The organism is Paenibacillus algorifonticola, from assembly GCF_050481745.1.
GTDB lineage: Bacteria > Bacillota > Bacilli > Paenibacillales > Paenibacillaceae > Pristimantibacillus > Pristimantibacillus algorifonticola_A.
The window spans coordinates 128,823-146,091 of the sequence record NZ_JBCNGR010000035.1; the positions used below are offsets into that span (position 1 = coordinate 128,823).

Consider the following 17,269-nt stretch of genomic DNA (forward strand, 5'->3'; position numbering starts at 1 on the left):
TGATGATGAGCATAAACGTAATGGATGCAGCCGTAATGAACAAACCGCTGGATATCGAGATTCAAAAAGTACCTGTTCCGACGCCGAAAGACGATGAGGCGCTCGTCAAAGTATATTGTATTGGCGTATGCGGCTCGGACGTTCATTATTATGAGCACGGAAGAATTGGCCGCTACGTCGTGGAAAAACCAATTATTCTCGGCCATGAGCTGGCTGGCGAGGTCGTTGCTGTCGGCGCACGCGTATCCAATGTCGCGATTGGCGACCGGGTCGCGGTAGAGCCGGGCGTAGCATGCGGCCGCTGTGAATATTGCAAATCGGGCCGTTACAATTTGTGCCCGGACGTTGTTTTTATGGCAACGCCGCCGGTTGACGGAGCATGGGCTGAGTATGTAGCTGTACGCAGCGATTTCCTATTCAAGCTGCCGGATGAAATGAGCTTTGAGCAGGGCGCGCTTCTGGAGCCGTTGTCCGTAGGCCTTCACGCGATGAATCGCGCAAAGGTTACTCCGGCAGACCGTCTGCTCGTAACGGGTCTTGGCCCGATCGGCTTGCTGGCGATTCAGGCAGCAAAGGTTTTTGGCGTGAGTGAAATTTATGCGACGGACGTTGTGCCCTTCCGCCAGGAGCTGGCGAAGGAAATGGGCGTTACGGCGGTTATTGATCCGATGAAAGAGGATGTGCAGGCGCGCATTGCTGAATTGACTGGCGGAAAAGGCGTCACGGTTATTGTTGAGACCTCTGGAAACGGACGGGCTATCGCCGATGCGGTTCGCACCGTCAAGCGCGGTGGACGCATTGTGCTTGTCGGCATGCCGGCAGCCTCCGAAATTCCGGTTGATGTGAACGCGATCATCGATGCGGAGGTAGATATGCTCGGATTGTTCCGTTATGCCAACACCTACCCGGGCGCCATTCAAGCACTCAGCCAGTCCAGCGTAGACATCGAGAAGGTCATTACCCATAAATATGCGCTGCGAGATACGAAGGCAGCAGTAGAAATGGCCCGTACGCAGAAGGACACGAGTATAAAAATTATGATCTACCCTAATAAATAACCATATGCGGACAAAGCCTATCCTTTCACGAACTTTCGAGAGGGTAGGTTTTGTGCAAGTTTCACTGGAGGAAGCAGCAAGTGGGATACTTCAAAAAAATAGGGCTGGATCAGACGAGAGGCCAAATTTTTGTCAGCTTTATTTTGACCATGTCCATTGTCCTGCTCATTATCGTAAGCAGCCTTTATGTGCTGCTGTCCAAGGTGCAGCGGGAAAATGCGGCACTGTACATCGACGAGATTGCGCTGCAAGCAAGCGGGAGGCTGGAATCGCAGCTTAACGAGGTTAACGTTCTGACGCTGCAGCTGGCCATGGATGACCGGATACAAGAAGCGCTCAGCTTGGAGAAGCAGGGGCACTTGGCGGTCTATGACGAACGAATGAAGCTGAGAAGGCTGCTCATCGAGAAGACGGCCTACTCAGATACGATAAAGGATATTGAGCTTTACAGCTTGTCCCGCAGCCTCTACCCCATTGTGGAGAAGAGTATCGCAGAGCGGATAGAGGCGCGTTATTTGCAGCAGGCGGATGAAATCCATGAGGCCGGAGCGATGATATGGATCGGACGCGATCCAGGCAATCCGGAATATTTGCTGGCTGTCAGGCAGGTCAAGCTGGAGAAGGAGAAATATGCGAAGGGCGGCTATTTGCTTATCCGGCTTAAGCCTTCGATTATTGATCTGGCGACTACGGACAAGGCGAAGGACAAAGGCCGGGTGATGCGTCTTCTTGACGAGAACAACAACAGCATGAACGTGGGGGAAGACAGCGGACTGCTCTTGTCTGTCGGCGCACTTGAAGGAGAGAGCAGTGATTACGTAACAGTAGAACGGGCCATACGATCGACAGGCTGGAAGCTGCAAATTTTGATTCCCAAGCAAACGCTGACCGCCGATATTTACTTTTTGCGTGATGTGCTGCTGTGGGCGAGCGTACTGAGCATTTTCGTGTTTGCGCTGCTGTCTTATTATTTATCCAAGTTTATTACTTCGCCAATCAGAAGCCTGACACGCATTATTCAAGGCGGCAAGCACGGCAGTCCGCGGGAAAATCCCGACCAGTATTTCAACCGTGAGGTTAATCAGCTGAATATGACGTATAACCAGATGGTTAAGCAGATTAATTATTTGATTAAATCCGTCTACGAGATTGAAATTGTAAAGAGCAAAAGCGAAATTAAAGCGCTTCATTCACAAATCAATCCGCATTTTTTATTCAACACGCTCGATTCGCTCTACTGGGATCATATCCGCAAAGGAGAGCAGGAGCTGGCGCAGACCGTTATTCAACTGGCCGACTTGTTCCGGTATACGATTCATTCAAGCACCCAGGACGGATTTGTCACTATTGATGAGGAGCTGGAGCAGGTCAAGCGGTACGGCGATATTATGAAAATGCGCTGGCGCAACAGGCTCGCCATTGAAGTCGACTGCGAGCAGCAGCTTGGCGGCGTGCGAATTCCCAAGCTTGCGATTCAGCCGTTGGTTGAAAATGCCATCGTGCATGGCATAGAGCCTATGGAGCATGGCGGCATCATCAAGCTGCGCGTAAGGGAGGAAGCAGGCGTTATTTCCTTTACGGTGCGCGATAATGGCATAGGCATAGACCCGGACCAGCTGCATCAAATAAGAGAACGCTTACAGAATGATTTGAGCATTGCCTTTGTAACGGGCAAAAACGGGATCGGCCTGTTCAATGTATGCAAGCTGATTCAGCTTCATTACGGCAAGCAATACGGCTTAACCATTGACAGCGCACCGGGCGCCGGGACGATGATCGTATTGAAAATTCCACTAAAGCCCGAGCCGGAGAGGGGAGCTTCTGACGATGAATCACAGCATATTGGTCGTTGATGACGAGTACAACTCGCGCATGGGGGTGGCCTTCACTTTGGAGCAGTGGGGGGAGGACAAGGTGCAGGTCGATATGGCCGACAATGGGAAGCAGGCGATCCGTCTGCTCCGGGAGAAGCCTTATGATCTGCTCATTACCGATATTCGGATGCCGATCATGACGGGCATCGAGCTGCTTGAGGCGCTGCGCGGTGAGCAGAATGACATAAGTACGATTTTGCTCACCGGCTTTGCTGAATTTGAGTATGCCCAGAAAGGGCTGAAGCTTGGCGCTGCCGATTATTTGCTGAAGCCGATTCGGCAGGAGCAGCTCATACAGGCGGTCGGAAAAGCGTTTCAATCCAAGTCGGAGGAAGCGGCAAACGGGCTTTCCTATGGCGTGCCATCCACGAATGCTTACATTCTTAATGCCGTTAAGTATATCCATGAAAGTATTGGCATGCCTTTGTCCATCAAGGAGGTCGCCCAGCATGTCCATCTGAATCCGAGCTATCTCAGTGTGTTGTTCAAGGAGGAGACGGGCGTAAGCTTCAGTGACTATGTCATCCGGCTGCGGATGAAACGGGCTAAGGAGCTGCTCTATCATTCTCCCCTTAGCTTGGACGGTATTTCGGAGCAAATCGGCCTGCAGACGGCGAGCTATTTCATCCGGATTTTCAAAAAATATGAAGGCATTACGCCGAAGCAGTACCGAGATCAGCTTAAGATGATGGCAGCTCACGGGAGCCAAGGTTCGCTTTCCTAAGTGAAGGGATGCAACCCTTTTTGTGGATGCTTTTCCCTCGGCATGAAATCGCTCCCTGTAAATGTTATGTTACTTTCCAAGCTTGACGTATTGCAAACCCGTTCATTATGGTTTTAATAGCTATGCTTTAAGGGAGGCGGGCTGTTTATTTATTTTCAGCTAAAAAGGCAATCTGCTTGCGATCAAATTCGGCAGCGTGCTTGCCTATCCAGATCAGGTGGCCCCATGCATCCAGAATAAAAGCTTCAGAATGTACAATATGGGCTTCGGCATATTCAGCATGGCTGGGCGCAACGGAACGATCATTTTTGCTATGCATAATTAGTGTATGAGCTTTAATGGAACGTAGCTCTCTCGTATAATCTTTCTGGGTTTGCTCGAGATCAATAAGAAAGCCTTTATATGAACGCTGTCTGTTGTTCATTTTGCGAAATAATTCTACAGCAAGATTATCCAGTCTGGCATACGCCTCAGCTTGTGTTAGGGTAGAAAAGGAAGAAAGCAGCATTCTAAACGTGAGCCGCGGCAGAAGATTATTCATCCTAGCCAGTATGAGCCAAGTTCCTTTTTCCACCCCGGGTTTGAAAATCAGCCTTCCAATGCGATAGGCTGTATCGCTTGAAGAGAGCCAGGGCTTGGTGATTGCACATTGCAAGGTCAGGCTTGCCACTCGTGTAGGAAATTGCGCACAAAAAAGGATGCCTGTCGGCCCACCCGCTGAAACTGCAATAACATGAACTTTAGTAATATGCAGGTGATCCAGCAGAGCCATGTATAGATCACAGGCTTGCTGCAGCTCGGGAACAGGGGAGGTCTGACTATAGCCTGCTCGGGATGGGGTGATAACGGAATAGCCCGAAGTGATAAGATTCTGGTAACCGAACTCTTCGTAGCAGTTGGAGTGCCCGCCATGAAAAAGCAGTAGCGGCGGTCCCTCGCCGACAATAGAGTATTCAAGCACGTATTCACCTAGATGTATCGTGCTCACTTGACGATTCATGGCGATCCACCCTTCCTATCCGCTGCTCGTATGTGCTGCCCATATTAAGGGGAAATAAGAAATTTGTCAAAGCGGGCAAGGAGAGCTTTCAATTTCTAGTAGTCATTATTTTCCGTCCTTTGAATACGGACATATTCCCTGGATTGGAATGGGAGCGGCGGAAAATCTCTGTTTTTCCAAATCGAGGCTTGATAAAGCGTATAGGACGGCCCAGTTATGGGGGGCGAAGCAGTTGTATATCTTTTTTGCTCCAATCGGTTATTCATGACAGCTCCTAGACCGATCAGCAAAACAAAGATGGATAAGCAAACGATTATTTTGATTCGCAGCACAGGGAAGCACCTCTTTTATTAAAAAGTAATTCCCTGTCCAGCCGTTTTTCATGCCCCAGCTGCCTAGATTCACAGGTTTGACAAAATAGTGGGCTAAACCTATAATTAAATATAGTTGTGTTATAAAATCGCATATTGCTTTATTCGGAGGAGCCTGCCAACAGCGGGCTCTTTTTGCGTTTTTTTGGAAAAACTGATGTAGAAAAGAGCTTTAAACGGGGTTAAGGAGGATGAGAAAGTTGTCTTTACTGCATGTGGCTATTATTTTGCCTTTTCTATTTGCCGGCGGCAGCGCAGTATGCCATAAGCTGCTGCATCGGATCCATACAGGCTGGTTCGTTATTCCCGTTCCTGTGCTGCTATTTATTTATTTTTTGCTGCAGCTTCCGCTCATTCAAGCGGGAAATTCACTCACGGAAACGATTCCATGGATACCGTCGCTTGGCATCGACTTTACGGTTTATTTGGATGGGCTGGGGTTATTATTCGCCCTGTTGATTAGCGGAATAGGCTCCTTAGTGGTGTTATACTCGATCTTTTATTTAGACAAGAGAAAAGAGGCGCTTCCGTCCTTTTATGTCTATTTGCTGTTGTTTATGGGAGCCATGCTTGGCGTAGTGCTCTCGGACAACGTCATTGTATTATACGGGTTTTGGGAATTGACGAGCATTTCTTCTTTTTTACTAATCGCCTTCTGGCACAATAGGGACAAATCCAAATATGGCGCGTTAAAATCGATGCTCATTACGGTGCTCGGCGGTCTCGCCATGCTCGCTGGATTTATTCTCCTGTACACGATGGCGGGGACTTTCAGCATCAGAGAAATGATAGGCAGCTTGGATGCTCTTACTGCCCACTCGTTATTCCTTCCGGCGCTGCTGCTTATATTGCTGGGTGCCTTTACGAAATCAGCGCAATTTCCGTTTCATATTTGGCTGCCTGATGCAATGGAGGCACCGACACCGGTCAGTGCCTATCTCCATTCGGCGACAATGGTGAAGGCTGGCTTGTACCTGGTCGCCAGATTCAGCCCTGTTTTCGCGGGGCACGCGGTATGGTTCTGGCTAGTCTCGCTTGTCGGCTTGATTACGTTGATTTATGGCTCTTATCGGGCGCTCAAGCAAACGGATCTGAAAGCGATGCTCGCCTTCTCAACGATTAGCCAGCTTGGATTAATCATGAGCCTGCTCGGGCTTGGCTCTGCCGCTGCATACTATACGGGCGTCAACGATTCCTTGTTTTATACGAAGGCGACGATGGCAGCGATTTTTCATCTCATTAATCATGCCATCTTCAAGGGAGCCCTGTTTATGGTCGTCGGCATTGTGGATCATGAGACCGGAACTCGGGATATGCGCAAGCTTGGCGGGCTACTTTCGGTCATGCCCATCACCTTTACGATTGCGCTCATAGGCACCTTCTCGATGGCAGGCTTGCCGCCGTTCAATGGCTTTTTAAGCAAGGAAATGTTTTTCACAGCTGTGCTCGGTATTATGGAAATGGATGTCATGAACATGCAGTCCATCGGGGCTGTCTTTCCCATTATTGCTTGGGTCGCCAGCATATTCACGTTTGGCTACAGCATGGTTCTATTATTCAGAACGTTTACAGGTCCCGCCCAGTTTGAAAAGCTGGCTAAAAAGCCTCATGAGGCGCCAATCGGCCTGCTGTTGTCTCCGGTCGTCTTAGCATCTCTGGCGATTGTATTCGGGCTGTTTCCGAATTTGCTGGCTTATTCGTTAATTGAACCGGCAATGGCGGCTATCCATCCGGGCCTTCTGCTTCCGGGTGACCGCTTCGTCGTCTCGATCCATATGTGGCATGGCTGGACGCCGGAGCTATACATGACGATGGGAGTGGTAGCCGCTGGAATCATGGTGTATCGCTTCCATCAGCGCCTGCGAGTGCTTCATCAGCCGCTTTTTTACCGGGCGACCCTGAATGCTGCCTATGACACGGGAATCAGGCTGCTGCATGGAGGATCACGCCGTCTGACCAACCGCTATATGACGGGCTCTATCCGGCACTATTTGATCTATGTTTTTATTTTTTTCATCCTGTCCCTCGGCTCAGGGTTGTATCGCAGCGGCGGCATTGCGCTTGATTTTACTGCTTTTGCCCCCGTTTCGCTATATGAAGTGGTCATCAATCTGGTTCTTATAGCTGCGGTAATAGCGATTCCGTTTGCAAGCTCTCGAATAATCGCGATTATATTGACTGGCGCCGCAGGCTACATGGTCACTTTGTTTTTCGTTATTTTCCGGGCGCCGGATCTGGCTTTGACCCAAATGATTGTCGAGACGGTGTCGGTTGCCTTGTTCCTGCTCTGCTTCTATCACCTTCCGAAGCTGAAGAAGGAGGAGATAAAGCTTCCGTTTAAGCTGACTAACCTAATCATCTCGGTTTCGGTTGGGGCGATTATGACACTCATTGCGCTGAGCGTAAGCGGCAGCAAGCTGTTTGATTCCATATCGGATTATTATTTGAAATACAGCTACAAGCTCGCTGGCGGGAAAAACGTCGTGAACGTCATTCTTGTGGACTTCCGCGGCTTCGATACGATGCTGGAAATCGTCGTGCTGGGCATTGCGTCTTATGGCATTTATGCGCTGATTCGGCTGCGGCTCGCTAACGAGGCGGATGGTACCAGCCGAGCGCCCATCACGGCCATTCCTGAAAATCGACTTTCGGCTGCTTGGCGAGGACAGAGCAATGACGTGATTTTGCAGACGATTTCCAAGGTAGCGGTATTTATTATTATAACGTTCTCCTTGTACTTGTTCTTTGCCGGGCATAACGAGCCGGGAGGCGGCTTCATCGGCGCCTTAATGACTGCGGCTGCTCTTATATTGCTGACGATGGCCTTCGGCATAAAAACGATACGCGAGGTCATTCCTCTCGATTTCAAAAAGCTGACCGCTCTAGGGTTATTGGTCGCTGTTCTAACGGGCATAGGCTCCTTCTTATTTAAGGCGCCTTTCCTAAGCCATTCCTTTGGTTATTTCGACCTGCCTCTGCTCGGGAAAACCGAGCTGGCAACGGCCGTATTGTTTGATTTGGGCGTATATATGACGGTTGTCGGCATTACGATGACGATCATCCTTACGATAGGGAGGGATAAGTAAGTATGGAGCTATATATGTCGCTAACGATCGGTGTACTGTTTACCGTCGGCGTTTATCTTATTTTGTCAAAAAGCCTGCTGCGCATAATTTTGGGCACCTCCTTGCTTACGCATGGCGTCCATTTGCTGCTGCTGACGATGTCCCGGCTCAAAACAGGATCGGCGCCCCTGCTGGGGGAGAAAGCAGCGGCCTATGTCGATCCGCTGCCGCAGGCGCTTATTTTAACCTCCATCGTTATCAGCTTTGGCGTGACCTCCTTCTTCTTTGTATTGGCCTACAAGGCGTATCAGAAGCTGGGCACCGATGATATGGAGCAGCTGAGGGGGCAGGACGATGAATAATTTGCTCGTACTCCCGCTGCTGATTCCCTTGTGCACGGCTATTCTTCTATTGTTTCTCAAAAATCAGGTCCGGCTCCAGCGCTGGATCAGCGCGATTGGCGTGCTGCTTCAAATAGCGGTGTCCTGCCTGCTGGCCATTCAAGTTCGTGCTGAAGGCATTCAGGTGCTGCGCATGGGGGGCTGGATGCCGCCATATGGCATTGTATTTGTTGCCGATATGCTCGCGGTGCTGCTTGTATTAACGGCATCGGTCGTCAGTGCCTTCTGCTTGTTTTATTCCTTCGGCACGATCGGGAAGGAGAGGGAGCGCTATTACTTTTATCCCTTTTTCCAGTTCATCCTTGTCGGCATCAATGGCTCTTTCCTGACCGGCGATTTGTTTAATTTGTTCGTCTGCTTCGAGGTCATGCTCATTTCCTCGTACGCCCTCATCGTACTGGGCGGGACAAAGCGGCAGCTTAGGGAGACGCTAAAGTATATTCTCATTAATATTTTATCCTCTACGTTGTTTGTCGCAGCCGTTGCCTATTTATACGGGGTTGTAGGCACGCTAAACATGGCCGATTTGTCCGTTAAAATCGCAGAGGCAGGGCAGAGCGGAATCCTGCATGTCATCGCACTGCTGTTCATGATTGTATTTTCCTTAAAAGCGGGGCTCTTCCTGTTTTTCTGGCTGCCCGGCTCTTATGGCGCTCCTCCCGCAGCCGTAACGGCATTGTTCGCTGCACTGCTCACAAAGGTAGGAATTTATGCGCTGCTGCGGACGTTTACGCTGATTTTTCATACGGACCTGGCGATCACTGAAAGCTGGATTAAATGGATGGCTATTGCAACCATGCTGTTAGGCGCCTTCGGTGCGGTCGCCTATCAGGACATCCGGCGCATTATGAATTATAACGTGGTCATTAGCGTAGGCTTTATTGCATTAGGGCTAGCCGTATCCTCTAAGGCTTCCTTGGATGGAGCTGTGTTTTATCTCCTGCATGACATGCTTAGCAAGGCGCTGCTGTTTATTTTAGGGGGCCTGATCATTCAGGCTTCAGGGACAGCCAGCCTTCAGCATATGGGAGGTCTAATCAAGCGTTATCCGCTAATGGGCTGGCTGTTTTTTCTCGCGACACTGGCGATTGCGGGCATACCACCCTTCAGCGGCTTTACGGGCAAGCTGCTTCTCCTTCAGGGAGGCTTGCAGAAAGGGGAATACCTCCTGACCGTAGTTGCGCTAGCATCTAGCTTGATCGTGCTTTACTCCTTGATTCGGATATTTATGGCCGCTTTTTGGGGGGAGGAGAAGCGCGAGCTGAAGCAAATGCCGCTGTTAAGCAGCAAGCTGCTGCTGCCTGCCGTAGGCTTAAGCGTCTTCGTTATTGGAATGGGGCTGGGCTCAGAAGTGGTATACGGATGGGTGTCCGTGGCCGGAGATACGCTCCTTCACCCTTCAACCTATATTGATGCCGTATTAAAGGAGTAGATGGGATGGCCTTTCAAATCATATTAAATCTGATTATAGCTTTCGTCTGGATGCTGCTAAATAATGAATGGTCCATGATGCAGTTTACCGTCGGTTATTTGATCGGCATAGGCTGCATAGGGCTGCTCCGCCGCTTCTGGCCGCATGACTTCTATATGAGAAGAGTATGGGCGATTTTCAAGCTGTTCATCCTGTTTAATAAGGAATTGCTCCTGTCCAGCATAGCTGTGATGGTGCAAATTGTTAAGCCGAAGCTAACCATGCGCCCTGGCATCTTTGCTTTTCAGACGGAGCTGAAATCCGATTGGGAAATAACGGTGCTTTCCTGCCTCATTTGCCTTACACCCGGCACGCTTACTTTAGATGTATCCTCTGATAATCAAACCTTGTATATCCATGCCATTGATATTCACGATGCAGAGCTGCTGGCGGTACAAATTAAAGATACGTTTGAGAAAGCGATTATGGAGGTGACGAGGACATGATCACCTATCTGCTTCTTATATCGCTAGCGATATTGGCCTTGGCCATATTGGGCTGTATGTACAGATTGCTGAAGGGGCCTTCCCTGCCGGACCGAATTGCTGCCTTGGATACGATTGGCGTCATTTTGCTGTCCATGGTTGCGATCCTTTGCGTCCTGCTTAGAACGACGGCCTATATTGATATTGTTCTATTAATCGGCGTATTAAGCTTTATTGGGACGACGGCATTTGCGCGATATATGGAAAGAGGTGAGGTCATTGAATAGCGGACTGCTTAGCGGGGCAGGGGAAATCGCGATAGGAATCATTATTTTGCTTGGAGCCATCATTAGCTTAATCAGCGCATTTGGCCTCATTCGGCTCCCTGATGTTTATTTGCGATCACATGCGGCGACCAAAAGCGCAACGCTAGGTGTTTTGTTTATTTTGGTCGGTGCCTTCCTCTATTTTTTGTTTTATGAGGGGCATGTCAGCGTTAAGCTGCTGCTTGGCATCGTATTCGTCTTTTTGACCTCTCCGGTGGCGGGGCATTTAAATGGAAGAGCTGCTTACCGTTCGGGAGTGCCGCTATGGAAGAAGAGCGTTCAGGACGATCTTGAGCAAGCGATGGCCAAAGAGCGGGTGAAAGGACAATAACGATAGGGAGGCTTGCTAATGCCTGAAGCGATTGCGGTTCATCCTTATTTTAAAATGGAGAGACAAGTGACTGCTACCGAGCAAGTGATCATTTTCCATGAACGCACCATCTGCTTGTATGAGCTGGAGATCGTAACCGGCTATCGGGTATTTGCTCTTCATGACGTATACGATATGTCCTATCGCCGCATGGGGGAGGAAGAGGGTATTTTATATTTGCATACGAAACAAGGCGTATATCCCTACAATGTGAAATCCAATCCACAGTTTTTTATAGAAGCCTTCATGCAGTTGACGAAAAAGCCTTATACGGCTGAATAACCGCCTTTCCCTGAGGGGGGATAGGCGGTTATTTTTTTGTTTAATTTTATATTTTGTTTAATGGCTGTATTGCTGCATGAGCTGCTTGAGCTTGTCCCCAATGGCAACGCGCAGCTGAAGGGGCTGCTTTACATTCGCTTCCGTACCGAAGCCTAGGAAAAAATGCACTGCCCACGGCATATAAGAGGCGCTTATTTCCGTATGAATCGTTCCTGAACCGTCCTCATGCAAGGCAACAGCCTGCGACAGCCACAGCTCCGACTGGCATCTCCGCACCCCTTCAGGCGTTAAATCCACCTCTAGCTGAAACAAATCGCTCTCATCCATTCGCATAATCCAAGGCTGGATATGCTCCTCCGGTTTTTCGAGCTGCATCGTTTGATCTTCTTGCAGCGACAATGCCTTGATCCGGTCCACACGAAAGACGCGATTATCTGCGGCAAGGAAGCAATACGCCTGGCAGTACCATAACCCATTCATCGTATACAGCCCGATGGGCTGGATCATGCGTTCGCGCCGTGAAGCTGCTTCATAAATGATTGTGATAACCTGTTGTTCCAATGCGGCTTCAAGCAAAGGCTGCAAAAAAGGGATATCCATCTGATGCGGGGGAATCCAGAATACGAGCCGCTGCTGCATCCGTTCGATTTTTTGCTTAGGCTCGCTCGATAGGTAGTGCATAAACTTTTGAAGTGCGGCATTTACTTCATTTTCGAAAGGGAGCGATTTGTAATTTTGCAGCGATTGGCAGGCGAAAAATAGTGCGGTGGCCTCGTTTTCAGTAAAGCTGATCGGCGGCAGCAGCTTTTCGCGTAAAATCCGGTAGCCGCCTCCCGGACCGACTTGGGGATAGAGCGGCACGCCCAGCTCGCTAAGCTCCATTAAGTCGCGAATCATCGTCCGGCGCGAGACGCCAAACTCTTCGCTAAGCTCCTGTATCGTAAATTGCTTACGCTCATTAACCACCATGATGAGCTGAATGAGCCGCTGTGCTTTGTTCATCGGCAGTGTCCCCTTTATGGGTAGATAAATTTCATTGAAAAGCTCAAATAATAGTGCCATTAGATGGCACTATTATTTCGTATAGTTAACCTTGTAGTCAAGATTATGTTTTCGCAAATGGAAAGGGAGATTGGAAAAATGGAACAGAATCAACAAAATTACGTGCTGGAGCTCGTCTTAATCACCTTAAAGGAAGGGACAGAAAAATCGCTTTTTTGCCAGGCAGCCTCTGCTTTAAGTGAAGCGCTGAAGGCACAGGTGCCAGGTTTTAAAAAGCGTTCCCTCATGCATACAGCGGATGAATCCCAGTGGACGGATATGGTTTACTGGTCGGATATGAAGTCAGCCATGGCAGCGCTGGGGCAGTTAAAGGCTTTGCCGGAATTCCGTTCTTTTGCAGCTATGATCGACACCCGTGAAATAACGATGCGGCATTTAATTCCGGCTTTAGATACGAAGGAGGAAATCCGATGAAAACGAAAATGAATGAGGTAACGATAATCGGATTAGGGGCAATGGGCTCTATGCTTGCCCGCACCTTGCTTCAGAAAAATTATCGCGTCACCGTCTGGAACCGCACGACAGAGAAAGCAGAGCAGCTTGTGAGCGAGGGGGCAAGCTTGGCGCCAAGTGTAGGGGCTGCGATTAGCGCAAGTCCGGTGACGATTGTCTGTGTTTCTGACTATCAGACCTCCGATCAATTGCTCGATACGGAGGAAGCCAAGTCCGCTTTTGCAGACCGAGTGCTCATACAGATGAGTACGGGAAGTCCGCAGCAAGCGCGTGACAATGAAGCGTGGGCCAAAGCACTGGGGATTGAATACCTCGATGGCGCAATAGCAGCCTCGCCGTCACAAATCGGCCGAGAGGATGCGGTTATTTTTACATCGGGGTCAGCATATGCTTTTCAAAATAGTGAGGAGGTTCTTAAAAGCTTGGCTGGAAGCGTGCCTTATCTTGGCGAGCAGGTGAGTGCGGCAGCGACGACGGATCTTGCTTTTCTGTCCTATTTATTTGGTTCCTATTTGGGCTTCTTCCATGCCGCTCGCATAATGGAGTCGGATGGCCTTCAAGTGAGCGCCTTCGGTGCTATGCTGGCCCAAATTTCTCCTGTCATCGGCGAGGTTATTAAATACGAGGGAGAATTAATCGAAGCTGAAAAATATGATAATCCACAAAGCTCCTTGAACATTTGTATGGTTACGGCAAAGCTGCTCATGAAGCAGGCCCGAGAAGCTGGCATTAACAATGAATTCCCGGCCTTTGCCGAGCAGTTGTTTGCGAGAGCGCTTGATGCGGGCTACGGCAACGAGGAGGTTGCCGCTCTTATTAAAATATTGAGATAAACAAAAACCGCCTTGATGATGCTCCCCATCGTCAGGGCGTTTTTAATGAACGGATATAAAGAGGATCGCTTTAACCGATACGCTTCTAATTCATATACAATTGGAACAAACGAACTTTTAGAATCGAGGGAAGTCTGCCCTCAATAAGGATCAAATTTTTTTGTGGTGATAAAGCCAAATTATGGTCCTATACGTCTAATAAATACAGTTAAGGATGGGGGTGATGTACATCGATCATCTGATTAAGAGTGCACAAAGAGGAAATGGCCAGGACTATTTAACGCTTTTTCAGAAACATGAAGAAGCTGTCTATCGAATTGCCTTTATCTATGTGAAAAATCAAGAAGATGCTCTGGATGTCGTGCAAGAAACTGCTTATCGATCATTTAAATCCATATCGAAGCTAAAAGACGCAAGGTATTTCAAAACGTGGCTCATTAAAATTGCCATTAGCTGTTCAATTGATTTGCTTCGAAAACGACAAAAAATGCTGCAGCTTCAACCTGAATATCAAGATCTTATTCAGGAACCCAGCAATATGGATATTTCGCTTACCTTGTCTTTAAGAGAATTAATCGAGACTCTAGATAAGGATGAAAAAAGCGTAATTATGCTGAGATTCTATCAGGATTTCACCTTAAGAGAGGTCAAGGATATATTGGGAATTCCGCTTGGTACTGCTAAAACCATTCTTTATCGAGCATTAAGAAAACTGCGTTTGCAGGTGAATGAGGAGGATGTTTATGAACGGTAAGCTAAAGCAGGAGATCGAGCAAATTCCAATCCCCCCCGAGCTGCATCAAAGAAGTGAAATGGGGGTTCAACAAGCTGTTGACGAGTTGGAACGAAAGGAAACGGCTGTTTATAAAATTTTTCGAAAGATGAAGGCCCCCTCTAGCAAAGTGCTCATTGCAACGATATTAGGACTTACCATCGTATCGACTGCTCTATTTAATTCACAGGTTAAGGCTGCAATTCAGCAAGCCCTGCAGTTTGTTCCGGGTATTGGGGTTTTTACGCAAACGGAAGAGCAGTCGGAAAGATATGTGCTTCCTAACCAAATAAAGACTCAGATTGAAGGAGGATCAATAACCATTACAGGTTTGATGGTTGATGAAGAAATGACCTATATTACGGTTCAAGCGACAAATTTAAGTGAGCTGCGCAGTCTGACTGTTATTAATGATAAGGGCACTACCTACACTCTTCCAGCAGCCCAGCTTACCTTCACGAAGGAAAAGTGGGCAGGGTCATTCTGGTACAATGGAAAAATCGATATCCAAGAACAAGCACAAATTCAAATCGATGCATACCCGACAGTGTCTATTCCGTTCAAACTGGTCAAGGCTCAGACCGTTAACAATTATGAAGAGCTTGGAAAGACGGTCATTGTAGACAATATACAAATTACCGCGATTGCCACTCCATCTGGAGAGAAGGCGAGAGTCAGCTTTGTTTCTAAGCATCCAGAAGCCTATAAAATCGATGATTTTGGCTTGAATTTTATAGGAAGTGAGCACTCGCCAATTAGTCAGGTCCACGTATGGGATGATACGGGGAAATCATATTCAATTAATCGTTCTATGGGCATCTCTAGCCCTGCCAGTGAGTTCTATTTCGACTTGTTACAAACCGATCAAAAACGTTATTTTGTATCCATTCCTGAAATTAACGTGATTTATCAGGACGAGGTGACCGTAACGCTTGAACTACCTGATACAACAAAGAAAGAAATTAACCATACCTTTAATCTGGCTGGATATCCGGTGAGTATCTCCAATATCGAACGAGTAAACGAGAATGGAGAGGAATGGGCAAAGGTTTACGTAGATGTTCATAGTCAGGATAACGTCCGTGCAACACTGCGTGATTTTAGTATCGATGGAAGAACGCTCAATGAAAAGACAGGGGTCATTGAATATTTCTTGGTAAAAATAGATCCAAATCGTAAACAACTTCAATTCACCATCACGGATCCTGAGGTGGTTATTAGTGGGCCATGGACATTTGAGTTCCCGGCTGACTTGAACAAATAGATGCCAAAAGAAGGTCGTTTGATTCAGCAAGCTGAAAGACGACCTTCTTGCTTTGATCCTGTCAGCGTACTTTCGTATATGCGTATTGCTAGTTATGATTTTTTAGCTCCTCAATAAAGGATTTTAATTCCTCTTGTTCAACTTTATAAGTAGTGGACGATTTATCAGTTCTAGTTACGTAAACATCCGTTGAATCATACTGGATCCTAACTTGTGTTCGGTCAACCATTGTAATCAATATACCTAATACAATGTTACTTTTAACAGAGGGGACGGCAAAGACTCGGTTTTCCTGTACATTATTAAATAACTGAATTAATTGATGGATTTCCTCTTGTGTTAATGCGATTTCGTGGTTCTCCACTTTTACGCTTTCTCCATTTCTAACATATGTCACTGTTGTGGCTTTTACGTTAAGGATATCAATTTCAGTTATTGTCTTGTGGATAACTGTTCTAGAATCCTCCCATGTGTATTGAATAAGTTTAATCCAGCTAAATACAGCGATTACAACAATGACTATAATGGACACCAGAATTGCGAAACGCTTAGTTGATACAGCCATTTAGGAATCCGCTCCTCCTGCAAAAGATTTTCTTACAAACATGAAGGGAGGGAACTGTCGACTATAGGCGATTTGGCCTTAAGTTGAACAGTTCCCTTAGTTTAATGGGAAGTGGATTGGATATTAAAATTTCATTTTACGATTTGTTTTAAAGTTCTATAGACCATTTGTAAAGCGGACGGAATTGGTTGGGCGATAAATCGTTGAACCCACTTTTACATCCGCAGAATCGTTGTAGACACATGACGTAACATATCCGCCCTGGATATCCTGTTTATTGAATTGTACCGTGCCGTGCTCAGCTCCAAGAATGTTGACGTTTGTAATTGAGTCAGAGTACCACGATGCAGTAGAAGACGATTTTGTAGGTGTTACCGACATGCTAGGTGGCCACCCAACGGTCAGTGTAGTAGATGCATTGCTTACGTTTAACGTAACGCTTTGATAAAGTTTAATATATGCAGCTGTTCCGCTTCCATTCCATGCTGCGCTTTGGCCTCCCCATGTTTTGTCAGTCCCGGTAGTAGGGAATGAGGCGCTCGCGTTATATTTCGCCCAAGTATATCCCATAGCATTATTGTTGGCAGAGCTATATCCGTATTCGCTCCCATAGAAGTCGGTACCTGTAGAGGTAACATTTACGGTCTGTTGTTCAACGGCACCTTTTTCCATAAAGCTATTTAAAATTTCAAAGGCTTTTCGTTTTTCATTCGGAGTCTGAGCACCGGTGACCGTATATAATTTTATGCCATTATCGTCATAAACGGACAATTCTGCTACAGTGGAATTAACATTACTCTTATTGTCGCTCAAAGAAATGGCCACTTTTTTTACAAGCTTACCGCTATGATTTGCTGCAGATACACTGGAGGCCACTAAAGGGATTGCCAGCATAGTAACTAGAACTGCTGATACGATTTTCTTCATGAATATAAACACTCCTCTTTTTTTTC

The 17,269-nt window shown here is 47.5% G+C and carries 18 protein-coding genes; 14 read left to right on the plus strand and 4 right to left on the minus strand.

All coding sequences use genetic code 11. The features are described 5' to 3' along the window. Positions 1 to 2 precede the first annotated feature (2 nt). From ABEW34_RS24990 to ABEW34_RS25000, 3 genes are all read left to right on the plus strand, one after another. Positions 3 to 1,058: an NAD(P)-dependent alcohol dehydrogenase gene (locus ABEW34_RS24990; RefSeq protein ID WP_430162390.1), complete on the plus strand. Its 1,056-nt coding sequence runs from the start codon at positions 3 to 5 to the stop codon at positions 1,056 to 1,058. An 80-nt stretch (positions 1,059 to 1,138) separates the two neighbouring features. Further along, on the plus strand, positions 1,139 to 2,911 hold the full coding sequence (locus ABEW34_RS24995) for a sensor histidine kinase (RefSeq protein ID WP_430162392.1): 1,773 nt from the start codon (positions 1,139 to 1,141) through the stop codon (positions 2,909 to 2,911). After that, positions 2,886 to 3,656, plus strand: coding sequence for a response regulator transcription factor (locus ABEW34_RS25000; protein WP_430162394.1), 771 nt, complete (start codon positions 2,886 to 2,888; stop codon positions 3,654 to 3,656). Before ABEW34_RS24995 ends, ABEW34_RS25000 begins: the two co-directional genes overlap by 26 nt. A 145-nt stretch (positions 3,657 to 3,801) precedes the next feature. Here the strand turns inward: ABEW34_RS25000 and ABEW34_RS25005 are convergent, their stop codons facing one another. After that, complete coding sequence (locus ABEW34_RS25005; RefSeq protein ID WP_430162396.1) at positions 3,802 to 4,656, minus strand: alpha/beta fold hydrolase; 855 nt, start codon at positions 4,654 to 4,656, stop codon at positions 3,802 to 3,804. Positions 4,657 to 5,227: 571 nt separating this feature from the next. On the opposite strand from ABEW34_RS25005, the gene ABEW34_RS25010 reads away from it, so the two are divergent. From ABEW34_RS25010 to ABEW34_RS25040, 7 genes are read left to right on the plus strand one after another with little or no spacing between them, the layout of a single operon-like run. Beyond that, entirely contained in the window at positions 5,228 to 8,113 is a 2,886-nt protein-coding gene (locus tag ABEW34_RS25010; protein WP_430162398.1) for a Na+/H+ antiporter subunit A, read from the plus strand. A 2-nt stretch (positions 8,114 to 8,115) separates the two neighbouring features. Beyond that, positions 8,116 to 8,454, plus strand: coding sequence for a Na(+)/H(+) antiporter subunit C (locus tag ABEW34_RS25015; protein ID WP_430162400.1), 339 nt, complete (start codon positions 8,116 to 8,118; stop codon positions 8,452 to 8,454). Continuing rightward, on the plus strand, positions 8,447 to 9,925 hold the full coding sequence (locus ABEW34_RS25020; protein ID WP_430162402.1) for a Na+/H+ antiporter subunit D: 1,479 nt from the start codon (positions 8,447 to 8,449) through the stop codon (positions 9,923 to 9,925). The genes ABEW34_RS25015 and ABEW34_RS25020 overlap by 8 nt, the downstream gene beginning before the upstream one ends. A gap of 5 nt (positions 9,926 to 9,930) precedes the next feature. Next, entirely contained in the window at positions 9,931 to 10,410 is a 480-nt protein-coding gene (locus ABEW34_RS25025) for a Na+/H+ antiporter subunit E (protein ID WP_430162404.1), read from the plus strand. Further along, entirely contained in the window at positions 10,407 to 10,676 is a 270-nt protein-coding gene (locus ABEW34_RS25030; protein ID WP_430162406.1) for a Na(+)/H(+) antiporter subunit F1, read from the plus strand. Before ABEW34_RS25025 ends, ABEW34_RS25030 begins: the two co-directional genes overlap by 4 nt. Then, the gene (gene mnhG, locus ABEW34_RS25035) at positions 10,669 to 11,046 is read left to right on the plus strand and encodes a monovalent cation/H(+) antiporter subunit G (RefSeq protein ID WP_430162408.1); all 378 of its coding nucleotides are present in this window, start codon (positions 10,669 to 10,671) and stop codon (positions 11,044 to 11,046) included. The genes ABEW34_RS25030 and mnhG overlap by 8 nt, the downstream gene beginning before the upstream one ends. A gap of 18 nt (positions 11,047 to 11,064) precedes the next feature. Further along, the gene (locus ABEW34_RS25040; protein WP_430162409.1) at positions 11,065 to 11,367 is read left to right on the plus strand and encodes a hypothetical protein; all 303 of its coding nucleotides are present in this window, start codon (positions 11,065 to 11,067) and stop codon (positions 11,365 to 11,367) included. A gap of 57 nt (positions 11,368 to 11,424) precedes the next feature. Here the strand turns inward: ABEW34_RS25040 and ABEW34_RS25045 are convergent, their stop codons facing one another. Next, the gene (locus tag ABEW34_RS25045; RefSeq protein WP_430162411.1) at positions 11,425 to 12,369 is read right to left on the minus strand and encodes a helix-turn-helix transcriptional regulator; all 945 of its coding nucleotides are present in this window, start codon (positions 12,367 to 12,369) and stop codon (positions 11,425 to 11,427) included. Positions 12,370 to 12,507: 138 nt separating this feature from the next. Between ABEW34_RS25045 and ABEW34_RS25050 the strand changes: the two genes are divergently transcribed. From ABEW34_RS25050 to ABEW34_RS25065, 4 genes are all read left to right on the plus strand, one after another. Next, positions 12,508 to 12,843, plus strand: coding sequence for a hypothetical protein (locus tag ABEW34_RS25050; protein ID WP_430162413.1), 336 nt, complete (start codon positions 12,508 to 12,510; stop codon positions 12,841 to 12,843). An 8-nt stretch (positions 12,844 to 12,851) separates the two neighbouring features. Continuing rightward, a complete protein-coding gene (locus ABEW34_RS25055) occupies positions 12,852 to 13,715 on the plus strand; it encodes an NAD(P)-dependent oxidoreductase (RefSeq protein ID WP_430162527.1) in 864 nt (287 codons plus the stop codon). A 223-nt stretch (positions 13,716 to 13,938) separates the two neighbouring features. Then, positions 13,939 to 14,469 (plus strand): sigma-70 family RNA polymerase sigma factor, encoded by a 531-nt coding sequence (locus ABEW34_RS25060; protein ID WP_430162415.1) that lies wholly within the window; start codon positions 13,939 to 13,941, stop codon positions 14,467 to 14,469. Continuing rightward, a complete protein-coding gene (locus ABEW34_RS25065; protein WP_430162416.1) occupies positions 14,459 to 15,751 on the plus strand; it encodes a hypothetical protein in 1,293 nt (430 codons plus the stop codon). The genes ABEW34_RS25060 and ABEW34_RS25065 overlap by 11 nt, the downstream gene beginning before the upstream one ends. Before the next feature lie 88 nt (positions 15,752 to 15,839). Here ABEW34_RS25065 and ABEW34_RS25070 read toward each other — a convergent pair whose 3' ends face one another. Further along, positions 15,840 to 16,316, minus strand: a complete 477-nt coding sequence (locus tag ABEW34_RS25070; protein ID WP_430162418.1) for a hypothetical protein — start codon at positions 16,314 to 16,316, stop codon at positions 15,840 to 15,842. A gap of 156 nt (positions 16,317 to 16,472) precedes the next feature. Then, the gene (locus tag ABEW34_RS25075) at positions 16,473 to 17,243 is read right to left on the minus strand and encodes a hypothetical protein (RefSeq protein WP_430162420.1); all 771 of its coding nucleotides are present in this window, start codon (positions 17,241 to 17,243) and stop codon (positions 16,473 to 16,475) included. Positions 17,244 to 17,269 lie beyond the last annotated feature (26 nt).

Bases quoted from the DNA above. Each gene is read 5' to 3' on its own strand.
- ABEW34_RS24990 (WP_430162390.1), top strand. From the start codon at position 3: ATGATGAGCATAAACGTAATGGATGCAGCCGTAATGAACAAACCGCTG.
- ABEW34_RS25000 (WP_430162394.1), top strand. From the start codon at position 2,886: ATGAATCACAGCATATTGGTCGTTGATGACGAGTACAACTCGCGCATG.
- ABEW34_RS25005 (WP_430162396.1), bottom strand. From the start codon at position 4,656: ATGAATCGTCAAGTGAGCACGATACATCTAGGTGAATACGTGCTTGAA.
- ABEW34_RS25015 (WP_430162400.1), top strand. From the start codon at position 8,116: ATGGAGCTATATATGTCGCTAACGATCGGTGTACTGTTTACCGTCGGC.
- ABEW34_RS25020 (WP_430162402.1), top strand. From the start codon at position 8,447: ATGAATAATTTGCTCGTACTCCCGCTGCTGATTCCCTTGTGCACGGCT.
- ABEW34_RS25025 (WP_430162404.1), top strand. From the start codon at position 9,931: ATGGCCTTTCAAATCATATTAAATCTGATTATAGCTTTCGTCTGGATG.
- ABEW34_RS25030 (WP_430162406.1), top strand. From the start codon at position 10,407: ATGATCACCTATCTGCTTCTTATATCGCTAGCGATATTGGCCTTGGCC.
- ABEW34_RS25040 (WP_430162409.1), top strand. From the start codon at position 11,065: ATGCCTGAAGCGATTGCGGTTCATCCTTATTTTAAAATGGAGAGACAA.
- ABEW34_RS25045 (WP_430162411.1), bottom strand. From the start codon at position 12,369: ATGAACAAAGCACAGCGGCTCATTCAGCTCATCATGGTGGTTAATGAG.
- ABEW34_RS25050 (WP_430162413.1), top strand. From the start codon at position 12,508: ATGGAACAGAATCAACAAAATTACGTGCTGGAGCTCGTCTTAATCACC.
- ABEW34_RS25055 (WP_430162527.1), top strand. From the start codon at position 12,852: ATGAATGAGGTAACGATAATCGGATTAGGGGCAATGGGCTCTATGCTT.
- ABEW34_RS25060 (WP_430162415.1), top strand. From the start codon at position 13,939: ATGTACATCGATCATCTGATTAAGAGTGCACAAAGAGGAAATGGCCAG.
- ABEW34_RS25065 (WP_430162416.1), top strand. From the start codon at position 14,459: ATGAACGGTAAGCTAAAGCAGGAGATCGAGCAAATTCCAATCCCCCCC.
- ABEW34_RS25070 (WP_430162418.1), bottom strand. From the start codon at position 16,316: ATGGCTGTATCAACTAAGCGTTTCGCAATTCTGGTGTCCATTATAGTC.
- ABEW34_RS25075 (WP_430162420.1), bottom strand. From the start codon at position 17,243: ATGAAGAAAATCGTATCAGCAGTTCTAGTTACTATGCTGGCAATCCCT.